Source organism: Prauserella alba (assembly GCF_024171735.1).
Classification (GTDB): domain Bacteria; phylum Actinomycetota; class Actinomycetes; order Mycobacteriales; family Pseudonocardiaceae; genus Prauserella; species Prauserella alba.
The window spans coordinates 1,447,641-1,471,816 of the sequence record NZ_JAMTCH010000003.1; the positions used below are offsets into that span (position 1 = coordinate 1,447,641).

The 24,176-nt window shown below is 67.2% G+C and carries 13 protein-coding genes and 1 pseudogene; 13 read left to right on the forward strand and 1 reads right to left on the reverse strand.

The genetic code is table 11. The annotated features are described in order from the left end of the window. Nucleotides 1–723: 723 nt before the first annotated feature. The 8 genes and pseudogenes from LY12_RS06665 to LY12_RS06695 all read left to right on the forward strand — a co-directional run bounded on the left by LY12_RS06665 (nt 724) and on the right by LY12_RS06695 (nt 17,875). On the forward strand, nt 724–11,109 hold the full coding sequence (locus tag LY12_RS06665) for a LamG-like jellyroll fold domain-containing protein (RefSeq protein ID WP_253854014.1): 10,386 nt from the start codon (nt 724–726) through the stop codon (nt 11,107–11,109). Next, on the forward strand, nt 11,106–11,498 hold the full coding sequence (locus LY12_RS06670) for a hypothetical protein (protein ID WP_253854016.1): 393 nt from the start codon (nt 11,106–11,108) through the stop codon (nt 11,496–11,498). Before LY12_RS06665 ends, LY12_RS06670 begins: the two co-directional genes overlap by 4 nt. 168 nt (nt 11,499–11,666) lie before the next feature. Continuing rightward, a pseudogene (locus LY12_RS06675) lies at nt 11,667–12,848 on the forward strand (IS3 family transposase). A gap of 650 nt (nt 12,849–13,498) precedes the next feature. Then, nucleotides 13,499–14,155 carry a hypothetical protein gene (locus tag LY12_RS06680; RefSeq protein ID WP_253854021.1) on the forward strand — a complete coding sequence of 219 codons (657 nt, stop codon included), beginning with the start codon at nt 13,499–13,501 and terminating at the stop codon, nt 14,153–14,155. Nucleotides 14,156–14,764: 609 nt separating this feature from the next. Further along, nucleotides 14,765–15,199, forward strand: coding sequence for a hypothetical protein (locus LY12_RS06685; RefSeq protein ID WP_253854023.1), 435 nt, complete (start codon nt 14,765–14,767; stop codon nt 15,197–15,199). A gap of 11 nt (nt 15,200–15,210) precedes the next feature. Further along, nucleotides 15,211–15,399, forward strand: coding sequence for a DUF7878 domain-containing protein (locus tag LY12_RS26345; RefSeq protein WP_443678882.1), 189 nt, complete (start codon nt 15,211–15,213; stop codon nt 15,397–15,399). Nucleotides 15,400–16,006: 607 nt separating this feature from the next. Beyond that, nucleotides 16,007–16,420 (forward strand): hypothetical protein, encoded by a 414-nt coding sequence (locus tag LY12_RS06690; protein ID WP_253854026.1) that lies wholly within the window; start codon nt 16,007–16,009, stop codon nt 16,418–16,420. Between the two features lie 903 nt (nt 16,421–17,323). Beyond that, nucleotides 17,324–17,875, forward strand: a complete 552-nt coding sequence (locus tag LY12_RS06695) for an RNA 2'-phosphotransferase (protein ID WP_253854028.1) — start codon at nt 17,324–17,326, stop codon at nt 17,873–17,875. A gap of 129 nt (nt 17,876–18,004) precedes the next feature. Here LY12_RS06695 and LY12_RS06700 read toward each other — a convergent pair whose 3' ends face one another. Then, nucleotides 18,005–18,625, reverse strand: a complete 621-nt coding sequence (locus tag LY12_RS06700) for a TetR/AcrR family transcriptional regulator (RefSeq protein WP_253854030.1) — start codon at nt 18,623–18,625, stop codon at nt 18,005–18,007. Nucleotides 18,626–18,795: 170 nt separating this feature from the next. Between LY12_RS06700 and LY12_RS06705 the strand changes: the two genes are divergently transcribed. The 5 genes from LY12_RS06705 to fahA all read left to right on the forward strand — a co-directional run bounded on the left by LY12_RS06705 (nt 18,796) and on the right by fahA (nt 23,974). Beyond that, nucleotides 18,796–19,707 (forward strand): oxygenase MpaB family protein, encoded by a 912-nt coding sequence (locus tag LY12_RS06705; protein WP_253854032.1) that lies wholly within the window; start codon nt 18,796–18,798, stop codon nt 19,705–19,707. A 324-nt stretch (nt 19,708–20,031) separates the two neighbouring features. Further along, nucleotides 20,032–20,565 carry a MarR family winged helix-turn-helix transcriptional regulator gene (locus LY12_RS06710; protein ID WP_253854033.1) on the forward strand — a complete coding sequence of 178 codons (534 nt, stop codon included), beginning with the start codon at nt 20,032–20,034 and terminating at the stop codon, nt 20,563–20,565. A 178-nt stretch (nt 20,566–20,743) separates the two neighbouring features. After that, entirely contained in the window at nt 20,744–21,943 is a 1,200-nt protein-coding gene (locus LY12_RS06715) for a homogentisate 1,2-dioxygenase (protein ID WP_253854034.1), read from the forward strand. Continuing rightward, nucleotides 21,940–22,800 carry a hypothetical protein gene (locus LY12_RS06720; RefSeq protein ID WP_253854035.1) on the forward strand — a complete coding sequence of 287 codons (861 nt, stop codon included), beginning with the start codon at nt 21,940–21,942 and terminating at the stop codon, nt 22,798–22,800. Before LY12_RS06715 ends, LY12_RS06720 begins: the two co-directional genes overlap by 4 nt. A gap of 4 nt (nt 22,801–22,804) precedes the next feature. Next, nucleotides 22,805–23,974 (forward strand): fumarylacetoacetase, encoded by a 1,170-nt coding sequence (gene fahA, locus LY12_RS06725; RefSeq protein ID WP_253854036.1) that lies wholly within the window; start codon nt 22,805–22,807, stop codon nt 23,972–23,974. The last annotated feature ends 202 nt before the right edge of the window (nt 23,975–24,176 follow it).

Genomic DNA, 24,176 nt, shown 5'->3' on the forward strand with positions numbered 1-24,176 from the left:
CTTCAGGGAGCGCTGCGGGGGTCGAGGGGTCGGAGTCGGGGCGGGCGGCAGGCCGGTCGTCGCGTCCGAGGTCCACGACTCGACCCGGTCCGCCACATGCGGAGCCGCCGCCAGAGCTGCCGTAGCCGCAGTCGCACCCGCGACCGCCTTCGCGATCGTACCGATACCGATACTGATCCCGATCGTGCACACACCGAAACACCGACCAGTCGGATCGGTCCGCCCCAGCGGATCACCACCCACAAAGGCGGCGTCACGACAGGAATGAGGCAGTCCACGCCGGACAGGTGGATTTGCTGAACTGCGAAGAATGGGGACTAAAGATTATTAGAATCATGACATGTTGGGATTCTCACGAAGTGTCCTGATCGGAAGTGAATTACCGGACAGCGAGGTTGATACCCGTAGCTGCATGATCGTTACCGGAATGGTGTGTACACGTTGCGGGAGGTGGTTCGTGACGTTTTCGCAGGTCAGCGCTTCGAGTCAAGATTTTTGATCCATGCGGCGGATTGACGCCAGCAGGTCGCCCGGTCTTGTGATTTGTGCCATTTTAAAAGGACGCGATGTGATCACGGTTCGGTCGCAGAAGGTGTCGCAAGCCGTCCGAGTTGCCTAATGTTCCGCCGTGCTCGGCGCGACGTCGCGTGTGCGCTGTGTTCGAGTTCGACATTCGGGCGAGCCAGAGTGGCTCGCCCTTCTCCATGTCTGTGAGAGGTTTGCGTGTTGCTGTCGTTGGGGCGGGTCGGTGTCCGGGTGTGGTCGCTGGTCTTGGTGGCGGTGATCCTGGTCGGTTTGCTGAGCGCCCCGCCGATGACCAGGTCCGCGTTGGCGGCGCAGGGCGAACTCCCTGAACAGCACTACGGTTCGGCAGCCGGCCGATCTCACCGCGTGCCGGCGGAGGCGACCGAACCGCGGCGAAACCGCGCCCAGCACAACGCGGCTCCGCAGCCAGGCGGTCTACCTCCGGACGAACGCGCCGCGACGCCGGAACTGGGTGAGGCTCCCGCTCCTGACGCCCGCGTCGAGGTCGGGGCGAAAGACACGCCCGCCGATGTGAAGGGGTTCGACAAGGCGACCTCGCAGCTCGTCGCCGAGGACAGCGGGCCGAAACGTCGTGTCTTCGAGAACGCGGATGGCACTCGGACACTGCGGATGTACCAGGGACGCCGCTTCTTTCGTGACGAGAACGGACAGTGGCAACGGATCGACTCGACGCTCAAGGCCGATGGCGAGCGGTTCGTGACCGCGGCTGATTCGGATGCGAAACGGTTCGCGCGGGTGGCGACAGCCTCGGAGCTCGCGAGCACGTCGCTCGGCGATCAAGGGTCCTTCGGTTTCGGCTTGGCCGATGCCGAGCCGGTCCACGGCACGGTGGATGGCCGCAGTGTCACCTATGAGGACGTTCGGTCCGATGCGGACATCATCTTGCAGGCGACGCCGATGGGAATCAAGGAAAAAATGATTCTGCACTCGGCGGATGCCCCCGCGGTCTGGGAGTTCCCGCTGCATCTCGACGGTGTGACCGCGAGTATCGACGACGAGGGCTCGGTCGTGCTGCGCGACGCCGACGACGCGGTGGCGGGCCGCATCCCGCCGGGGTTCATGGAGGACGCCGCGCGGGATCCCCACTCCGGAGAGGGCGTGCGCTCGTACGACGTCGACTATGAGCTCATCGGTGACTCGGCCGAGCCGGTTCTGCGGGTGAGCGTTGACCAGGAATGGTTGCGGGATCCCTCACGCGAGTTTCCCGTGGCAGTGGATCCATCGGTCAGCAGGAAGGACAGCCCTGGTTCGACGTACGTGCTCTCGCCCTACACGAACGACTATTCGGGTGAGCCGAACCTGAGCGTCGGCACCTACAACGGCGGAGGGAACAAGGCCGCTGCGTACCTGAAGTTCGGCAACGTGTCGTCCGAGCTGGCCGGACAGCGCGTATTGGGCACCAAGTTGTGGATGTACGAGACCTGGTCCTATTCGTGTCAGGCGCGGCCGGTAACCGTGCATCCGGTGACGCAGTCGTGGTCGGTGGGCGGCAACAAGTCGTGGCCCGGCCCGTCGTGGGGCGCGAAGCTGGCGACGAAACGCTTCGCGCGCGGTCACGACTCCGGGTGCAGCTCCGGTTGGGTCGGAATCGACCTCGGCGATCGTGGCCGGAATCTGGTCCAGGGCTGGACGCACGGCAAGGCGAACCACGGGTTGACGGTGCGTGCGTCGACAACGGATTCGTACGGATGGAAGAAGTTCGCGTCGGCATCGTCGGCGAACGCGCCGTCGCTGGCCGTGACCTACACCCCGTACTGGGCGGAATACGGCGTCGGTGCGATGACGCAGACGGTGTCGTCCAGCGATGACGGACGTATGCAGGTGCAGGTCACGAACCGTGGCAAGGACACCTGGACGCCGACGAACGGCTACGAGCTCGGCTACCGGATCTGGGACGCGGCCTCGGGCCGGGAACTCGAGTACGGGACCAATGCTGCGTGGACGAAGATGCCCCGCAAGGTCGCGCCGGGCCAGTCGGTGACGATCGATGCTCGGGTGAAACAGGTACCGCCGGGGCGGTACAAGATCCGATGGGACATGGGCCGCAGGGGCGTGGCCAGGTTCTCGTGGTCCGGTGCGCCGATGTCCAAGGCCGTGTTCTTCACGATCGGCAACCAGACACCGGTGGTCGGCTCTGCATCACCGCCCAGCAACTACGAGTCCCCGACGCTGACTCCCACCTTGACGTTGCGAGGGCGCGATCGGGACGCGTATCCGGGCAAGGGGCTGCAGTACCGGTTCAAGTTGTGTGACTCGTCCGGCGCCGATTGCACGCAGACGGAGTGGCAGGATTCGCCCCGGTGGTCGGTTCCCGAGGGACGGCTGCGGTGGAGTCAGGACTACACCTGGTACGGGCAGCTCTCGGACACCGAGTCGAGGAGTGCCTGGACCGGCGCGGCGACCCTGTCTCCCACGGTGCCGCAGCCGGCGATCACGAGCCACCTGGCGTCGGCGCAGGACGAGGCCGAGGTGGACCCGGGCATCGGGAACTTCACGGGCCGGGACACCGACGCGTCGGTAGCTGCGGCGGGACCGAATCTGGCTGTCCAGCGGACGTACAACAGCAGGGATCCGCGGCGGGACGGCGCATTCGGCTCCGGGTGGGCCACGACATGGGACAGTCGCGTCAAGCCGGACGGCGACGGGACGGGAAATGTCGTTGTCACCTTCCCCGACGGCCGTCAAGCACGTTTCGGGCGTAACGCCGACGGCTCGTATCAGGCGCCGCCTGGCGAGCGCTCCACTGTGGTGGATCGAGACAACGGCGGCTGGCTGCTGAAAGTTCCGGGAGCCATGCGCTACGCCTTCGACAGCGCGGGCAGGTTGGCGACCGTCACCGATGTCGCCGGGCATGTGCAGCGGTTGTCCTACGAATCCGGAAAGCTGGCGACGGCGACCGACGAGACATCGGGCAGGAAGCTGTCGTTCACGTGGTCCGGTGGCCACGTCGCAGAGGTCGATGCGGGTGGAAACACGTGGGCGTACACGTACGACGGTGATCGCCTGACGGAGGTGTGTGACCCGACGCAGGCGTGCACGAGTTACGCCTACGAGCAGGCTTCGCACTATCGCACGGTCACGATGGATGCCAACCCGTATGCGTACTGGCGATTGTCCGAGAACGGCGGCAGCACTGCCGTCAGCGAAGTTCCCGGGTTCTGGGGTGACGTCGACGGCACCGCGGTCGACGTCGACTTCGGACAATCCGGTCCGTTGGCCGGTTCACCGTCCACTGCAGCCGGGTTCAACGGAACGTCGTCGCACGTGCGGCTCCCCGACGATCTGGTTCGCGGCTCGCAGTACGCGTCGGTCGAGTTGTGGTTCAACACGACCGATGAGGGCGTGCTGTTCTCCACCAGCAACTATCTCCCAGGGGACGCCGAGCCGAAGGGGTCGATGCCGGCGCTGTACGTCGGATCGGACGGCAAGCTGCACGGGCACTTCTGGAACGGGTCGGTGGACGGCATCGTCAGCGACGCGGCCGTCAACGACGGGCAGTGGCACCACGTCGTGCTCTCCGGGGCGTACGACACGCAAACGCTGTACCTGGACGGGGCCGAAGTGGGCTCCCAAGCCGGGCAGCTGGTGAACATCGATCCGTACGACTTCCTCGGCGCGGGCGCACTCAACGACCGTGATTGGCCCGCCGAGCCCGCGACGGACGGCGGAGCGTGGAACTACTTCGACGGTCAGATCGCCGAGGTCGCCTTCTACCAGCATCCGCTCGGCCAGTCGACGGTGTCCGAGCACCATGCCGGTCACACGGCCGCCGACGTGCTGACCGAAATCACGCGTCCGGGCGGAACCGTCGCGGCGAGCCTGGCCTATGACAAGGCCGACGACCGGGTTACTCGCTATACGGACGCCAACAACGGCACTCGCACCATCGGCGCTCCTGTGGTGCAGGGCGACGGGCACCGTTACGGGAACCAGGTGCGTTCCTCGGCGCCGGACTCGCACTGGCGCCTCGCCGAGAACGAGGGAACGAGCGCGCACGGCTCACCTGCATTGCGCAGGGCTACCTATCACGGCGGACAACGAGGTGCAGGACCGTTCCCGAACAGTCACGCTCGGTCGTTCGACGGCAACGCGAGTTATGCGCGGCTGCCCGACGGACTGGTCCGGAGTACTCGTCAGGGATCGGTGTCGTTGTGGTTCAACACCACGGCGTCCGACGGCGGAGTGCTGTTCGCCACGGCCGATCACCTACCGGGGGAGTCCAGTGAGGGCGGTGCCGTCCCGCTGCTGTACGTCGGAACCGACGGGAAGCTGCACGGACACTTCTGGCAGGGCTCGGCACCGGGCATGGCCAGCGAGGCGGTGGTCAACGACGGCGACTGGCATCAGGTCGTGCTGGCCGGTGACGACACCACGCAAACGTTGTTCCTCGACGGGGTGGAGATCGGCACCCTGGACGGGACGATCGAGAACCGGCGTGAGCACGTTCTCGTCGGTACCGGCTGGACCCGGGCCAACCAGTGGCCGCAGATCGGCGATCGTGACTGGGCCTACTTCGACGGCCGGATCGCCCATGTCGGGTGGTATCCGAACGCGCTGCACGCCACGGCCGTGTCCGGGCTGTACGAGTCACGCACCGATCAGGGGTGGCAGGAAGAGACTGCCCGCGCGTGGGGTGTTCACACCCTCTGGCCACTGGACGAGGTCACGACGGCCGAGAAGGCCGACGTCGTCACGGGCACGACGGCCGCGACCTATCACGACGTGGACACCTCGACACAACCTGCCATGCCGGGTTCCGGCGGCGTCGGACTGAACGGCACCTCGAGCTACGTGCAGCTGCCCGATCATCAGATCTACGGCCGCACTCGGACGTCGGTCGAGATGTGGTTCAAGACCAGTGCGAGAACGGGCGGCGCACTGTATGCCACCGGCAGAGACCTACCGGGTGACAGCGGCGGCGGTGCGTATCCGGTGCTGTACGTCGGCAACGACGGCCTGTTGCGCGGCGGATTCTGGGACGGTGACACCGCGGGCATCACCAGCGACAACGTCGTCAACGACGGCGATTGGCATCACGTGGCGCTCACCGGTGACGGCAGCCTGCAGCGGATGTATCTCGACGGTCAGTTGGTCGGGTCTCGTGCTGACGGCCGTATCGCCAACATCGATCGCTACGAGTTCGTCGGCACCGGGCGGTTCGACGACGGTTGGCCTCAGATCCCGGAAGGCTGGGGCTACTTCGAAGGCCAGATCGGCGAGGTCGCCACCTATCACCGGCCGCTCGACGCTGCGCGTATCCAGGCGCATTACGCGGCCTCGGTCGCCGCGACCGCGGTGACCACCACGGACCCGGCGGGTGACCGGACGACCCATACCTTCGATCCGACCAAGGGCGGTAGGCACGTCTCCGTCGACCGGCCGGGTCCCGGTGCTCGGGTGTATGCCTACGACACCGGCGGTTTCGTGCGGAAGGTCACCGACGAGAACGGGCACGTCACCCGGTTCGTCAACGACGCTCACGGTAATCGGCTGTCCTCGGCGGCGTGTCGGGACGATGGCGTCGAGGCGTGCTACACCTCCTACACGTCGTACTTCTGGAACGACGACGATCCACTGGATCCACGCAACGGACAGGTCACCGAGTCGCGCGACGGCCGCTCGTCGGGGCCGGACGACGACCGGTTCCTGACGCGCTACACCTACACGGCGGACGGCAACGTGGCTTCGGCGTCCGTCCCCGGAGCGAACGGGGGTGCGCAGCGCACCACCACCCACACCTACACCGATGGCAGCGGTACCGCCGCGGGCGGCGGTACCGAGCCCGCGGGCCTGCTGAAGACCACGACCGATCCCGCCGGTGGTGTCACTCGCTACGCCTACACACAGACCGGAGACCTGGCTCGGGTCACGGACGCGGCGGGGAAAGTCACCGAGTACGACTACGACGAGCTCGGCCGCAAGACCTCCGAAACCGTGACGTCCGACGCGATCGGCACAGCCACCACCACGTATCGCTACGACGCCGTGGGCAGGCTCGTCGAGCGACTCGACCCGGCCGCGCCGAACGGGGTCACCGACGACGCCCATCAGCGGCGTACGACCAACACGTACAACCCGGACGGCACGCTGAGCGACGTCACCGTGGACGACGTCGCCGGTGAGGACGAAGCGCGTACCACATCCTACACCTATGACGACCACGGTCGCGTGCATACCGTGACCGGCCCGGCGGGCGGGGTCACCACGACCACCTACGACGCGTTCGGCACCGTGACCCGTGAGGTCGCCCCGTCCGGAACGGAGTTCACCGCCACGTACACCACGGGTCGTCACCAGCTTGCGACGCGCACCGTGCACGGCTACAGCGGTGACGGCAAGGAGCCCCGCGATGTGGTGCTCGAATCACGCGCGTACGACCCTGCCGGGCGGCTCGCGTCGGTGACCGACGCGATGGGACGTACCAGGTCGTTCAGCTACTACAACGACAACTTGCTCGAAGCCGAAGCGGTGGAGGACGGGCGCAGCGACCCGGACACCGGTGAGAAACAACGCTTCTACACCGGCGTGTACCGCTACGACGGTGCCGGGCAGCCCACCAAGAAGTGGATCGGGCACGGCCGTTACACCACGACCACGTCCTACGACAACGCCGGGCGCGTGACGAAGACCGTCGACCGGGAGGGCGACGAGGTGCTTCGCAGCAGCGAAACCACCTACGACGCCCTCGACAACCCGGTACACGTCGTGGGAAAGAACGCCGACGGCAGCCGGCACTCCGACGTCGAGTCCGATTTCGACGCACTCGGCAGACCGACGTCACGGACCGTCCACACCGGATCGGAGGCGCTGACCACACGCACCACCAGGGACCAGGCCGGTCTCGTGACCGCGACCGTCGGCCCGCGTGGCACCGCCACCGGCGCCGACGCGGAAGACTTCACGACCGAGTACTCGTACGATGCCCTCGGCCGGCAGGTCGGGGTGACGGCGCCGCCGGTCGAGGCCGAGAGCCGCGGAAACGATCCGCGTACGCTGCGCCCGACGACCACGATCGGCTACAACACGTTCGGTGAGCCGGTGGCCCAGCGTGACGCGGCCGGCAACGTCACCCGGAAGTCGTTCGACGCGGCAGGACGTGAGACGTCGACGACGTTGCCGCGTTACACACCACCGGACGGCGGTGACGCGATCTCGCCGACGACGCGGACCCGGTACGACAAGGCGGGCCGCGTCACGGCGACGGTGGACGCGCAGGGACGTGAGACGACGTACCGCTACGACGAACTCGGCAACCTGCGGGGCCGGACGGATCCCCCGTTGTCCTCAGGGCAATCCGGTGGGGAATGGACCGCGACCCATGACCCGCTCGGTGAACGGCTGTCGGTGACGGACCCGACCGGTGCACGTACCCACGCCACCTATGACGTGTTCGGTCGCCGCGCGACGTCGACGGTGGTGGAGCGTGTCCCGGATCCCACGCGGAATCTGACGACCCGCTACACCTACGACGAGTTGGGCAACCCGGCGACGGCGACCAGTCCATCGGGAGTGGTCACCAAGGCCACCTGGGACGATGCGGGCAACAGGTTGTCGAGCACGGACGGGCTGGGAAACACCACCACGGCCACGTTCGACGGCGCGGGCAACCGGCTCACCGCGACGGACCCGACGGGGCGGTCGACGCGATACGACTACGACCTCGCCGGCCGCCGGGTGTCCGCATCGGACACGAACGCCGCCGGTGAGCAACAGCGGAAGCGCACCTTCGACTACGACCGGGCCGGCAACCGGACCGGTGTCACCGATGCACTGGGCCACACCACCACCCGCACGTATGACGCGCTCGACCGCCTGCGGTCGGTGACACGTCCGGTGGCCGAGGGTGAGTCGACCACCCGGAGCTACGGCTACGACGCGGCGGGACACGTCACGCGCGCCACCGACGGGAACGGGAATGCGACAGTGTTCACCGTCAACGCGTGGGGCCTGCCGGAGTCGACCGTCGAGCCTGCCACCGCGCAGACCCCGGACGAAGCAGATCGCACCTACACCGCTGTCTACGGGCTGAACGGGCGACTGGCCCGGCTGGTGAAGCCGGGTGGGGTGACGGTGTCCAACAGTTACGACCCGTTGGGCAACCTGACCAAGCAGGTCGGCAGCGGGGCGTCGGCGGCGACGCCCGACCGGACGTTCACCTACGACACAGCCGGCCGGTTGACGAGTGTGTCCGCACCCGGCGGTACCGACGAGTTCGAGTACGACGATCGCGGGAATCTCGTCTCGGCGAAGGGCCCCTCGGGGTCGTCGAGCTATACGTGGGACGACGACGGCCGTCAGGTGAGTGCGACGACGCAGGCCGGCACGGCGAGTTTCGGCTACGACGGCGCGGGCCGGCTGGCGTCGGCGACGGATCCGCTGACCGGGACGAGTGTGTCCTACGGCTACGACGAAGCCGGGCGGGTGACCTCGGCCGGGTACGGCGACGGCGGGGCGTCGCGGGCGTTCGGCTACGACGGCCTGGGCCGCCTCACCTCGGACGAGATCACAGCGCCGGACGGCACGGTGACCGCGGCGATCGCGTACGGCTACGACAAGGCCGACCGGCTCACGTCGAAAACCACCACGGGCATCGCGGGTGCGGCGGACAACGCCTATTCCTATGACCGGGCGGGGCGGTTGACGTCGTTCGACGACGGCGACGGCGCCCACGCCTACGGCTGGGACGCGGCGGGCAATCTCGTGCGCGACGGGGCGGCCGAGGCGACGTTCGACGCCCGTAACCGGCTGGTGTCCAAGGACGGCACGAGTTACGCATACACCCCGCGGGGCACGCTGACCTCCCGCACGAGCGGTGGCGAGACCACGCAGGTGCAGTTCAACGCGTTCGATGAGCTGGTCGCCGACGGGTCTACCGACTACGCCTACGACGGGTTGGGCCGGTTGGTTACGGCCGGTGATGCGGCCTTGTCGTACGCCGGGACCGGTATCGACGTCACCGGTGACGGGACGGATTCCTACACCTACACCCCGGGTGGGGATGTGCTGGGTGTGGGCTCCGGTGACGGCTCGGCGAGTGTGGCGTGGACGGATCAGCACACGGATTTGGTGGGGGTGTTCGATCCGGCGGACGGGCAGTTGGCCGGGTCGCGCACCTACGGTCCGTTCGGGCAGCAGACCGCCGGTGAGGGTGTTGAGCCTGGTCTGGGTTATCAGCACCAGTACACCGATCCGGGTTCGGGCAACGTGAACATGGGTGTGCGGTGGTATCAGCCCGACGCGGCCGTGTTCGCGTCCCGTGACACCACCGGTCTCGATCCCCGCGATGTCGGTAACGCGAATCGCTATGCCTTTGTGGGTGGTGATCCGCTGGGGCGGACCGATCCGACTGGTCGGTGTTTCGGCGTGTGCACGATCGGGATCAGTATCGGTATCGGTACGATCGCGAAGGCGGTCGCGGGTGCGACTGCGGCTACGGCAGCTCTGGCGGCGGCTCCGCATGTGGCGGACCGGGTCGAGTCGTGGACCTCGGACGCGACGACCGGCCTGCCGCCCGCCCCGACTCCGACCCCTCGACCCCCGCAGCGCTCCCTGAAGGACATGTGGGACGCCACCGTCGCGAAGTGGTGGAAGAACACCGGCCAGAGCTGGTGGCGGGGCGCCGCCCGGGTGGCGGGCCGTATCGGTGATCACTTCGACGGCTGGTGGTCCTCGCCCGGTTCGGGGCCGAATCGGCGGCCGTCGTTTCCGGGGCGGGCCTGGACGTACTCCCCGGACGGCGGCCCCGGTGGCGGTGGTGGCTGGCTGGGCAACCCCGGCGGTGGCCAGGCGGCCGCTGCAGCTGCGGCGGCGGCCGCGCGGGCCTACCAGGCCTGGCTGGCCGCGCGGCGCCAACGGGTCATCGACGACGCCATGACCCCGCACGCCCTGCCGGACGCGTCGAAACAGCCGGTGATCGCCCCGTCGGTGCAGCGCGCTATCGACGCGGCCGAAGGTGCACCACCGGTGCACCTGGGAGTGCTCAACCCTACCGCCGACGACACCGACCCGTACCAACCACAACAGACCGGTGGTGCCGCCGAACCCGACGGCATCCAAACCAACCACCTCATCAGCGACGAATGCGCCACCGGCGGTGAAGTCCGACGCAACGGCACCGGCTGGGAATGCACGGCCATCGACGGTGGCGTCACCGAACCCGGTAGAATCAGCGGCGGCGGAGACCAGCCCTACGGCTTCGGCACAGAGGCTGGAGCCGCAAATGTCGAACTTCCTGTCTTGGAGATCGAGGCCGCCCGGATGCCGAACATCGCCGAGAACGTCCAAAGCGCGCTAGACGAGGGCCATCCAAGGATCCTGGCTCGGACCACCGACGAATCGCTGATCCGCGGTAACCGTGCCGCCGCTTGCGAAGGATTCTGTGGACCGGGAAGCCCGGACGAGTACCCATTCGCGTCGACCCGCCAAGGAGGTGCTGGCGCCCGGGTGGCAGGCGTTCCGATCGGTGAGCAACGCATCCAGGGTGGAGTTCTCTCGAGATTCTACCGGAAGTACAGCATTGGAGAAGGCGACTTGTTCCGAGTCATTGTCCGAGGTCTGGAATGAAGCGACTGCTCGCAACGGCGTCCATCCCTCCTGTTTATGGGCAGGTCTCCGTCCACGCTCCTGGGACAGTCGATCTGCCGGAGTGGGTCACTGGCGAGGAGTCAGCACTCGCCTCGGAACACGCAGTCGTGATCGCAACGCAGATGGACACGGACGGCGATGTGGCGTTGAGCGTGCTGGAGGGCGACGGTCCCGAGGCCGGGGAGCTCGTGTCGGATGCTGACCTCTCTTTTCCTGAGGCTTCCCTCGAGTTCGGAAGCATCGTCGCGAATGCACTTCACCGGGTTCGCCTGGCCACAGCTGGCTACACGCGTGTTCGCGTATACGCCGACCCGCCGGGACTTGCTCGTAGCGTCGTGGTTGTGCTCGATCCAGGCGCAGCGTCATGAGCAGAACGTCCGAGGTCGGGCATGTCTTCGTGGTCCCGACCGGTGACGGTCGCGCAGGGGTTGGCCAGGTAGTCGCGACTTAGAGCGCCTATTACTACAGGGGGCTGCTGCAGGGGTCTGTGACATCTGAGTTCGCTTGCCGAGAGGTGGGCGTGGAAGGATGCCACTGTGCCGAAGCCGTACCCCCGTGAGTTCCGTGAGGACGCGTGGTCCGGGTCGCGCGTAACCGCGAGCCTGGTGTGACGATCGAGCAGGTCGCCAGCGACTTCGGTGTTCATCCGATGACGTTGCAGAAGTGGCTGCGCGCGGCCGATGCCGAGGACGGTGTCAAACCCGGCCTCACTGCTGCTGCCGCGGCTGAGTTGCGGGAGCTCAAGCGGCGGAATCGGCTGTTGGAGCAGGAGAACGAGGTGTTGCGCCGGGCTGCGGCGTATCTGTCGCAGGGCAATCTGCCGGGAAAGGCTCTACCCGCTCGTGAAGGAGTTGGCCGCCCCTGACGCACCGATCCGGGTGCCGGTGGCGGTGACGTGCCGGGTTTTGAAGCTCCATCGCCAGCACTACTACGCCTGGCTGCGCAGGCCGGTCACCGAGGCCGAACTGACCGAGGCATATCTGGCCACCGCCGTGTTCGACGCTCACCGCGAGGACCCCGAATTCGGGTATCGCCTGTTGCACGATGAGGTCACCGCCACGGGCGTCGAGGTGTCGGACCGCACGGTGTGGAAGATCTGCTCAGCGAACGAGTGGTGGTGCGTGTTCGGTAAGAAACGCCGCAGCCGCAAGGCCCGGCCCGGTCCGCCCGCGCACGACGATCTCGTGCGCCGGGAGTTCACCGCGCAGGCGCCGAACCAGGTATGGCTGACCGACATCACCGAACACCCCACCGGTGAGGGCAAGATCTACCTCTGCGCGGTCAAGGACGTGTGGTCGAACCGGGTCGTGGGCTATTCCATCGCCGACCGCATGACCTCTCAGCCCGCCCTCGACGCGCTGGAGTCAGCCGTCGCCCGCCGAGGCGGCAGCGTCGCCGGATGCCGGCTCCACAGCGATCGTGGAGGCCAATTCCGGAGTCGGAAACTGCAGCAAGCGTTGTGGCGCCACCACATGCGCGGCTCGATGGGCCAGGTCGGCGCTGCCGGCGACAACGCCGCCATGGAGAGCTTCTTCAGCCTCCTCCAACGCAATGTGCTCGACCGCCGCACATGGGCCACACGCGACGAGCTCCGCATCGCGATCGTCACCTGGATCGAACGCACCTACCACCGACGCCGACGCCAAACCCGCCTCGGCCGCTTGACCCCCATCGAATACGAAACCATCATGAGCCACACCGCCACCCCGGCGGCCTAACCCACTGTCACAGTTTCCTTCAGCAGCCCCGCAGTCATGGGTTGGTGCCCGGGTAATTCCGGGGCAGGGTTTTCCTGCACCGCTGAGCTCACGTCGGGGACCAGCTTGCAGGCGGCCGGGTCGGGTGCTGAGTTCTACGTCGGCGACATTGCCGGCGGAGATGTCTCGCCACCCGACTTCACGGCCGCGACGGATGCGGAGATTCGCTCGGGGCTGCCGTCATGGGGATCGGAGATCGAGGTCGTCCACGCCTCGTTCGTGTGATCCCCGAGTTCAGCTCGCTTGTTCGCTGAAGCTTTGGCGGGTGTGGTGGCGCAGGAGGGCACCTCCGAAGAAGGTGGCGACATTATGGCAATCAAACGGTTTTGGATCCGTGAGCATCTGATCCAGGTTTCTCCAAAGATCACATGATTCGGATTTCCGGCGTGGTCTGACTCATTCCTGTGGTAACGCCGCCTTTGTCGGTGTTGATCCGCTGGGGCGACCGGTCCGAGTGGGTGGAGTTTCACTCCTTTCGTAGTGGGAATCGGAATCGGTACCGGTGAACTCGCAACGGGCGGTCACGGGTAGGGCTGCGGCGGCGGTGGTTGGCTGGACTCGGGTGGTAGGCCTGGCTGGCCGCGCGGCGCCAACGGGTCATCGACGACGCCATGACCCCGCACGCCCTGCCGGACGCGTCGAAACAGCCGGTGATCGCCCCGTCGGTGCAGCGCGCTATCGACGCGGCCGAAGGTGCACCACCGGTGCACCTGGGAGTGCTCAACCCTACCGCCGACGACACCGACCCGTACCAACCACAACAGACCGGTGGTGCCGCCGAACCCGACGGAATACAGACCAGCCACCTGTTGGGCGAGGAATGCGCCACCGGCGGACAGGTCCGACGCCACGGCACCGGCTGGGAATGCACCACCATCGACACCGGCGCCACACAGCCCGGTACCCTCAGCAGCGACGGCGACCAGCCCTACGGCTTCCGCGCAGACACTGACGAGGCCGCGAAGTACGGAGATGAGGCCGTCGAAGGTGTCGGCGACGTCCGCACCTATGTCGATCTGACTAAGGGTCGATCGATTCGCAATGTCGGGACAGATACCACACACAAGGAGTTCGTCGACACGCTCACACGAAGTGGATGGATATCCCGTACATCCAAGGATGGCACAGTCCAGATCTTTTCGATGGACGGTGCAAAGTACGTCGTCCGGGGCAAGAACTCAAGCGGCTATCCAGGATGGACGGCAGATTTCACACCGCAAGGATCTACGGAGAAAACCTTGGAAATCCGATTGGGATATAAGCCATGACCATGGCACCAGATTTTTACCCGGCGGACCTGGCCAGCTACCAACAAATCTTCGAAGGTGTAGAGCGTGCGTTGGACGTGGAGATTCGACTTCCGCAGTGGCCGTTTCGGGCGGCGAGCGGTAATGTAGACATTTGCCAGTTCTACTTGGCTATCGAGGGTCGGTTCGGTCCCGTCCTGCAGGCGTTGGCTGATGCTCACCACGACGAGAGCGTCAGTGTTTGCGTATTCGAGCCCACCGCAGACTACTATCGAGAAAACTACGGTTCATACCCAGCCTTCACGCTTCCGAGGGAGAAGCTGACGCGGAACTACTGGGGTGCCGTTTCACACGAACCCGGCGGGGACCCCACTGGGGCTCTGACATACACGGCGAATGTTGTGGGAATTACTGGAAGTACTGGCGCATGGGCCGTATGGGCGGAGCGGTCGTGGGACCTCGCGGTTATGGTATCACAGATCAAAGACGGATGTTGGCGATCTGTCGGGGTCGAATTCGTACACCCCGAAGTGGCCCTGGCCGATTTTACGGAGCCCGATTTCAAGGTACCTCTTCCATCTGCCGACCGCGCAACGTTTCTCCACAATTTCCGAGCGAGGGAACAGTGACATGACATTGAAAGGTGGTCCAGGGATCTTGGGTCGGTTCACCGATGAATCGCTGATCCGCGGTAACCGTGCCGCCGCTCGGTCTCCCGGGCTCGGCCCGGTCGCTGTCCGCGCGCGGATGTGGGACGTGTCCACGTACGCGCGTAGCCACCCGACCTCGCTGGCATCGTCGATCTTTATCAAGAACAAGCATTTGGCATCATCCGGCATCCGAGGAGGCAAGTTCGCTGCCGACGACATCGCCGAAGCACCAGAGCTGGCGGCCCAGGGTTTACGGTCTGATGGCGTTCAGTTTCTGCCGAACCAGGTGGACGACACTTTCCGGGCGATCGTGCCCGTCAGCTGGGTCGTCCGAACACGGGGCGAAACCAAGATCCGTGTGATCGTTACTAACGATGGCCGAGTCATCAACGCCTTCTCGGTCAACGCGAGGTGACTGCGATGGAGATGACCTACGACCGCTTGAACACTGATGAATGTCGGGGCGCCGCCCGAGTCGACTTTCTGGTCTCCCTGGATGCTCGCCTCCGCGTGGTGGACGGTCATGTGACCGTCTTGGACGAGCCTGGGTTCCCCGTGGTCGAGCTCGCTCGGAGCTTGTTGATATGGCTGGGTGATCCGAGCCGTCGGGATTGAACCGTCCTGGCAGCGGTGGCCCGCACGTCGAGCTCCGCAACGCAGACGGCTTCCGCGTCGATCCGTACGGCAACCGAGTCACACGGAAGAGCCTTGGAAACCACACACCGATCGAGTGGGACTGGTGACAGCGATGAGCGACTACTGGAGTATCCCCGGGTTCGAGGATGTCTATCTCGAGGACAGCTGGGTGCTGGGCATTTACCCCAGAGCAGGGGAGGCTGACCTTCGATGTCGATGTGGTCCTTCGTGAGTCACACCCCGATTACCGGCCGCCAGTGGCCGGGGAGCAGTACTGCTACGGCCGTGGCCGCTTATGTTTCGCATCGGTCACGGCATGTGAGTGGACGGGCGGGTGCGGCGTCCCTGCGACCGATGCCTCAGACGAGGAAGATCTCGGCTCGTTCGACCGATTCGAGGTTCATGGTGATCGCTACACGATCGAGGGTGACTTCGGCCGAATCGAGGTCGTGGCCGGTCCGCCGTCGTTGGAACTGATGGTGCGGTAGCCAGACCGCGGCCGCTGCTGCGCCCACCGCCCGCGGCGGCCCAGCGGGCCTACCAAGCATGGCTGGCCGCGCGGCGCCAACGGGTCATCAACGACGCCATGACCCCGCACGCCCTGCCGGACGCCTCGACACGCCCGGTGATCGCTCCGTCAGTGCAGCGTGCGATCGAGGAAGCCGAAGGCGCACCACCAGTGCACCTCGGAGTCCTCAACCCCACCAGCGACACCGACCCGTACCAACCACAACAGCAGACCGATGGTGCCGCCGAGCCCGACGGTGTGCAGACCAGCCACCTCATCGGCGAAGAATGCGCCACCGGCGGTGAAGTCCGACGCAACGGCACCGGCTGGGAATGCACGGCCATCGACGGTGGCGTCACCGAACCCGGTGCCAGCAGCAGCGAAGGCGAGTCCTACGGCTTCACAGACACCAGCGAAGCCGCAAAGAATGCGAGCGGTGCCGAAGCCGCAGTTGCGGGTCGGAACTTGGGGTGCCAGTTGGCCAGTGAGTAGCAGACGTCTGGGGTTGGACGCTCGCTTGCCGGGGCTGGAAGTAGAGTCAAGCTGCGAGCATCAGATCGGTCGGCTCGGCAGTATGGGGGCGATCCACGGGACTGGGCCAAGATGGGCAGCACTTCGTATCGTGGGCAAGATGGTCTTCAGTTCGAGACCCATTGGTACGAGAACGCCCGGTCAGGGTTGCGAACAGAGTTTAAGACCAAGTTCTGGTGGATGCCATGACGCACCGATTCGCGGAGGATCTGAACCTTCTTCTGGCGCGGAGGTTCTTGAGGCTCGTTGGCCCGTCCGATGTTATTGACTGGGCCCAGTGCCTCGTGGCCGACGGTGATACCCAGGAGAAGGTTGTTGCCTTATCTGTTCTTCCAGATGATGCGACTGAGGAGGTGGAATCTCTCCTTGGTGCGCTCGCGGACGATGTGGGCCTGTGTGAGATGACTGAGGCCCGGGCCGGCACGCTCGTAGCGGCTCAGGTGGCTCGATTGCTTACGAGCGGAGAGTTGGAGCCGATCGATACTGCTCGGGAAATTTGGCGCATTTCTCGACTTGCGCCTTCCGTTGAGTCCGAGTTACGCGCTTTCGTCGGACTTGCAAGCGAGTGGGAGGACGACCCCGAAAACCGGGATGTATACGAAGAGGATATTCGGAGTCGCGCGCTTCGGTTGAGTAGTTGGTCAGGGTCGCGATGTGTCAAACAGTAGCGGGTCTGCTGACAATGTCTGTGACACCCGGATCCGCTTGCCGAGGAGCAGGGGAACGATGCCGTTGTGCTCAAGTCCTATCCCATCGGGAGATGATCCGTACGGGTACGGCACAGGGTTCGCCGCTCGGCTTACAGAGCCCGATGCCTCGGGTAGTCGCTGAGATCGGCGAGCGGCGTTCGGAGGTGGTTGCGGCGTGACGGTGAGGGATGGCGATCTGAGCCGAGCGGTCTCGCACGCGCTACGCCATGAGCCGTGGCTGTACGAGTTGGAGCTGGACGAGGAGGGCTGGGTCCCGGTCGAGCAGTTGCTCGCGGCGTTGCGGCGGCAAGGAGGCGACTGGCCGGCCGTTGACCGCGGGGCGTTGGAGCGGATGCTCGAGACGTCGACCAAACGCCGGCATGAGCTCGACGGGCAGCGCATTCGGGCGTTGTACGGTCACTCGTTGCCGGGGCGCATTCGGAAACGTCCGGACACGCCGCCTGCTCAGCTGTTCCACGGGACCGCGCCGCGGACCTGGGACGTGGTCGAGGTCGACGGGTTGTCCCCGATGGGGCGGCAGTTCGTGCACCTGTCCGCGGACCGCGGGACAGCCGTCGCAGTCGGTCGTCGCAAGAGCGCGGACCCGGTCGTCCTGTCGATCGACGCCACGGCCGCGTCATCGGCCGGGGTCGCGTTCTACGCGGGCAACGATCATGTGTGGCTTGCCGACCACGTCCCCGCCCGATTCATCACCCCGGCCGGGTAGCGGCCGGAACGGTCGAGTCGTCCCATAACGCTCGGATAGCTTGCACGGTAACGCCGCGAAAGCGTTCGGCACGCCACTGGTGAGCTCGGCGGCGGTCGCGACGTCGTGTGAACGGTTCGGCCGTCCGGATCAGGTGGCGGACACGGCGAGGAACAGCTCCGCGCCGTGGTCCACGACCTCGTCCTCGGTGGCCTCGAGGCTGCCGTCGAGCCACGACGTGAGCGTCTGCGCCAGGCCTCCCACCAGCATCTCCGCCAGGATGTCGAGTCGCGTGCCGCCGTCGACACCGTAGAACTCGCGGGCCTGCACGCCGAGCAGGCCGACGAACATGCGCGTCGAGGCTGCCCGGCGCTGTGCGAGCGCGGCGTCGGCCATCGACGGGGAGAACAGCAACCTGCCGCGGCGCGGATCCTCCGCGACAGTGCGCACCAGCCTGGACAGTCCCGCCCGCACCTTCGCCTCCGCGTCGGCCGGCGCCTCTTGCACAGCCTCGAGGGTCGTGGCGGCGATACCCTCGACAACGTGGTCGTAGACCGCGGCCGCGAGCGCGTCGCGGTCGGCGAAGTTCTCGTAGAAGTACCGCGCGGCCAGTCCCGCGCGGCGGCACACGCCGCGGACCGTGAGCGCGTGCGGCGGCCCCTCCTCGGAGCCGAGTAGATCGAGGCCCGCTTCGAGGAGTTGGGCACGGCGTTCGGCCTGCCGGTCGGTGCCGCTGACGCCGCCGTAGGTGCGGAGCGGTGCGCTGCTCATGGCTTCCATCTTGACATCCCCGTCGCGACCGCGGTCTCATATCTGACAACAGTCGTTCGCAGATGTGGCGGATACGGCAGCCGAATCCACGAGGGCGGATCGGCGGAGGCACGACAGGTCAACAGGGTGCAGTGGAGGTCCTCGCGGATCTTGTCGAGCAAGGAGGCCCGATGAGCACCGAACGGACAGCCCGGTCCCCGCGGTCCGTGGCCGGGACGGAGCGGAGCGACGAGGCCGGGGTGGGGGAGTGGGCGGCCGGCGGCGGCACCTCCGCCGCGGCCACCCTGCGCCGGGACGTCGTCGTCGGTGCGGGGCTGCTCGCGGCGGCGGCGAACATCATCATGCAGCTGGCGCGCCCCGGCGTCGGCTACGGCGTGGTGGAGAGCAAGGTCGACGACGGCAACGTCTACAAACGACCGTTCAAACGCGGGCGCACCACGCTGACCTACCTGGCGGTCGCCATGCTCGGCACCGACGAGGAACGCAGCGCCTACCGCAGGGCCGTCGACAAGCAGCACGCGCAGGTGCGCTCCGACGAGTCGAGCCCGGTCGAGTACAACGCGTTCGACCCCGAGCTGCAGTTGTGGGTCGCGGCGTGCCTGTACAAGGGTTTCGAAGACGTCTACGTCGCATACCTGGGGGAGTTGCCCGCCGACGAGCTCGACGAGATCTACCGCTCGGCCGCCCCGCTCGGCACGACGCTGCAGGTGCGCGAGGACATGTGGCCGGAAAGCCGCGCGGCGTTCGAGGAGTACTGGCAGCGGAACCTGGCGCAGGTCCACATCGACGACACGGTCCGCGAGTACCTCCACGGCATCGCGACCGCCTCGTTCCTCCCGAAACCGCTCCACCTGCTGCTGCGCCGATTCAACCTGTTCGTCACCACCGGATTCCTGCCGCGCGAGTTCCGCGACCAGATGCGGCTGACGTGGACGCCGCGCCAACAGCGGCGGTTCGACGCCATGAACCGCGTGCTCGGCAGGGTGGTCCGCCTGTCACCGATCCCGCTCCGCATGTTCCCGTACAACGCCTACCTGCGCGACGTGCGGCGACGGCTCCGCACCGGCAAACCCCTGGTGTGACCGCCCGGCTCGCGGACTGACCGGTGCGCGGGCGACGTGCGCCGGCGCGTACCGGGCACGTCCGTGCGGCCACATCGCGCGCACCCGCGTGAGCGCAGTCCCGCGTCAGCGCGCGCCGGTGAGAGGCGGCGACCCGGCAGTGCTGAGTGCAGAACCCGCGGTGCCGAGTGCAGGACACGGGGTGCCGAGTGCAGGACATGCGCGGGCAGGTGGACGCGCGTCGGTACGTCATCGACGGCTGCGGTCCGGCGACGGCTGGACGGCCGGTCCATCGGATAGTAGTTTATGTATTTACTATATTGGCCGAGCGGTAGGGTTGGCGGCATGACGGCGAGTGATCCCGGCGAGCTGGACTTCTGGTCGTTCGTCGAGCTCGCCAATCGCAGGCTCGCCCGCGAGTACGGCTTCCGGCACCAGCTCGCGACCGAGCTGCTGCTGACCCTCAACCGTGCGTCGAACATCGTCACCTACGACCTCGAGGCGTCGGTGCACCGACCACGGGGTCTGTCCTGGTCGGGGTTCCGGCTGTTGTTCGTCACGTGGCTGGCCGGTCCGCTGGAGTCGAAGAAGGCGGCTGAACTGACCGGAATGAGCCGTGCCGCGGTGTCCAATCTGGCCAAGACGCTCGTGTCCGACGGATTACTGAGCAGGGAGGCGGGGTCGCGGGACGGCCGTTCGGTGCTGCTGTCGCTCACCGACACGGGTCATCAGGAGATGGTCGAGGTCTTCCGCGTGCACAACGAGCGCGAGGACGAATGGGCCGGCGTGCTGTCGCCGGAAGAACAGCGCATCCTGATCATGCTGCTGGACAAGCTCGTCACCAACCGCGACCAGTTCGACGTCCGCGGCCGGAACTGAGTTTCTCGGCGCCCGAGCGAGCGTGCGGTCCGCCGGCCGCTCTCGAGCACCGTCGGCCACGCCCCACCTGTCATCGCCGCTGGACCTGCCTACGTCTTGAAACTAGTACATCTATTAACTAATGTGAGGTGTGCGTGCTCTCGGGGTACGCGGGCGAGGCGACAGCAAGGAGGCAGTCATGGCCTATTACCGCCAGGTCGGCAGCGTGCCACCGAAACGCCACACACAGCACCGGCGTCCGGACGGCGGGCTGTACTACGAGGAACTCATGGGCGAGGAGGGCTTCTCCTCGGACTCGTCGCTGCTCTACCACCGCGGCGTCCCGTCGGCGATCGTCGACTCGCGGGTCTGGGAGCCGGGCGACCTGTCCACCACGCCGAATCATCCGCTCAAGCCGCGGCACCTGAAGCTGCACGACCTGTTCCCGAAGGAGACGTGGGCCGAGACGGACGTGGTCACCGGGCGCAGGCTCGTCCTCGGCAACGGTGACGTGCGGCTGTCCTACGTCGTGTCCACGAAGGACTCGCCGCTGTATCGCAACGCGACCGGCGACGAGATCGTCTACGTCGAATCCGGGCAGGCGACGGTGGAGACGGTGTTCGGCAGCCTGGAGGCCACGTCGGGTGACTACGTGTTCCTGCCGATGTCCACCACTCACCGGTGGCTGCCCCACGGCGACGGGCCGCTGCGGGCGTACGCGATCGAGGCAGGCAGTCACATCGCCCCGCCGAAGCGGTACCTCTCGCGCTACGGCCAGTTCCTGGAGCACTCGCCGTACTGCGAACGCGACCTGCACGGGCCCGCCGAACCGCTGCTGCGGGACGGGACCGACGTGGCGGTGTACGTCAAACACCGCGTCGGCGGCGGCATCGGCGGCAGCGTCCTCGTCTACCCGGAGCACCCGTTCGACGTCGTCGGCTGGGACGGCTGCCTGTACCCGTTCACGTTCAGCGTGCACGATTTCGAACCCATCACCGGCCGGGTGCACCAGCCGCCGCCCGTGCACCAGGCCTTCGAGGGCAACAACTTCGTCATCTGCAACTTCGTCCCCCGCAAGGTGGACTACCACCCGCTGTCGGTGCCCGTGCCGTACTACCACTCCAATGTGGACTCCGACGAGATCATGTTCTACTGCGGCGGCGACTACGAGGCGCGCAAGGGATCGGGCATCGGACAGGGTTCGATCTCCTGGCACCCCGGCGGCCACTCGCACGGCCCGCAGCCCGGTGCGGTGGAGAAGAGCCTCGGCGCGGAGTTCTTCGACGAACTGGCCGTCATGGTCGACACGTTCCGGCCGCTCGAACTGGGTGAGGGCGCCCTCGCGTGCGAGGACCCGAACTACGCCTGGACCTGGTCCGGGCGGGGGCCGAACCGGTGACCCCGGCGTCGCCTGCTCTGCCCGCGTTCGCCCACGGACTCTGTGACGACGCGGCGGTGTTCCCACCGGGCCTCGCCCCGCTGCCCGACGCGGTGTCCCGGCACCGCGGCCACCGCTCGGCCGCCTACCGTGACCTCGTCGGGCCACTGGTCCTGGCCGCGCCCGCCCTCGACGAGCTGGGCCCGTTGCTGCGGCCCGACGACGAGCTCGCACTCGCGGTCACCGCACCGGCGGGTCCGGACCAGCTCGCCGGCGCGGTCGAAGCGGCGGCCGCGCTGCCCGTGCGGATCGTCGCCACGGAGATCGCGGTGCCCGGCGACGTGGGGGAGTTCTTCGCCGAACTCGACGCGCTCGACCTGCCGGACGCGACCATCCACGTCGAGGTGCCGCGCGACGAGCGCAGGCCGGCGGTGCTCGCCGGGCTCGCGGAACGCGGTCTGCGGGCCAAGTTCCGCACCGGCGGGGTCCGCGCCGAGCTGCACCCGCGGGAGGCCGAGCTCGCGGCCGCCGTCGTCGCGGCCGTACGTGCCGATATCGCGTTCAAGGCCACGGCGGGGCTGCACCACGCGATCCGCAACACCGATCCGGAGACGGGCTTCGAACAGCACGGATTCCTCAACCTGCTGCTCGCGACCGACGCAGCGCTGCAGGGCTCGGACGAGAGCGTGGTCGCCGGGCTGCTGGCCCGGCGGGACGGCGCGGCGATCGCCGCGGCGGTCCGCGACCTCGGCGCCGAGCGGGCCAGCACCGTGCGACGCTCGTTCGTCTCGTTCGGCACCTGCAGCATCCTCGAGCCGCTCGCCGAGCTCGTGGAACTCGACCTGATTCCCGCCGCGCCGGCGGCGGCCAAGGAGTGAACGCATGACCACCATCCCCATCCCCGAGGGCTCGCTGTTCGGGCTCGACAACCTGCCCTACGGCGTGTTCTCCACGCCGGGTACCGGCCCGCGGGTCGGCGTGCGCGTCGCCGACTCGGTCGTCGACCTCGCCGCGACGCTCGGCGACGCCGAGTTCGCGCGCCCGTCCCTCAACGACTTCATGGCACAGGGGCGCGGCCGGTGGGACGAGGTGCGGCGGCGGGTCGCCGACCTCGCCGCAGGGGAGATCCCCGACGAGGCGGTGCATCCGGTGTCGGCGGTGACGATGCACCGCCCGTTCGACGTCGCCGACTACGTCGACTTCTACGCCTCCGAGCACCACGCCACGAACCTCGGCTGCATCCTGCGCCCGAACTCCGAGCCGCTGCTGCCCAACTGGAAGCACCTGCCGGTCGGCTACCACGGCCGGTCGAGCACCGTCGTGGTCACGGGAACCGACGTCACCCGCCCGTGCGGACAGCGCAAGACCGACGACGGCCCCGTGTTCGGGCCGTCGCAGCGCCTCGACATCGAAGCGGAACTCGGCTTCGTCGTCGGCGCCGGATCGCCGCTCGGCTCGCGGGTGACCACCGCCGAGTTCGCCGAGCACGTGTTCGGCGTCGTGCTGGTCAACGACTGGTCGGCACGCGACATCCAGGCGTGGGAGTACCAGCCGCTGGGGCCGAACCTCGGCAAGAGTTTCGCGACGTCGATCTCCGCGTGGGTGGTGCCGTTGCAGGCGCTGGAGTCCGCCCGCGTCGCCGGGCCGGTGCAGGAGCCGGAGGTGCTGTCGTACCTGGCCGAGGAGCAGGACTGGGGCCTGGACATCGACCTGGCCGTCAGCTGGAACGGCGAGGTCGTCTCCCGTCCGGTGTACCGGGAGATGTACTGGTCGCCCGCCCAGATGCTGGCCCACCTGACCGTGAACGGCGCCGCCGCGAGTACGGGCGATCTGTACGCCTCCGGCACGATCTCCGGTTCCGGGAAGCACGAACGGGGCGCGTTCATCGAGGTCACCTGGGGCGGCCAGGAACCCGTCGACGTGGCGGGGAGGACGAGCACGTTCCTCGAGGACGGCGACGAGGTGACGATCAGCGCCACCGCGCCGGGCGCAGACGGTGGCCGCATCGGCTTCGGTGACGTCACCGGCCGCATCCTGCCCGCCCGGACGTGAGGGCGTGAGCGGCGGCAAGGTCGAGAAGCGGGTCCGGGCGTGTGAGGAGAGCTTCGACTCCGCCCTGTCGTTCGGCATGATCCGCGGCGGCCACATCGACACCGCGGTGCTCGCGGTGGACTGAACCCGGGCGCGGTGCCGCCGGAAGGGGGCGGCCGGGCTTCGAGTCCGGCCGCCCCCTTCCGGCTCCGGACGCGGGACG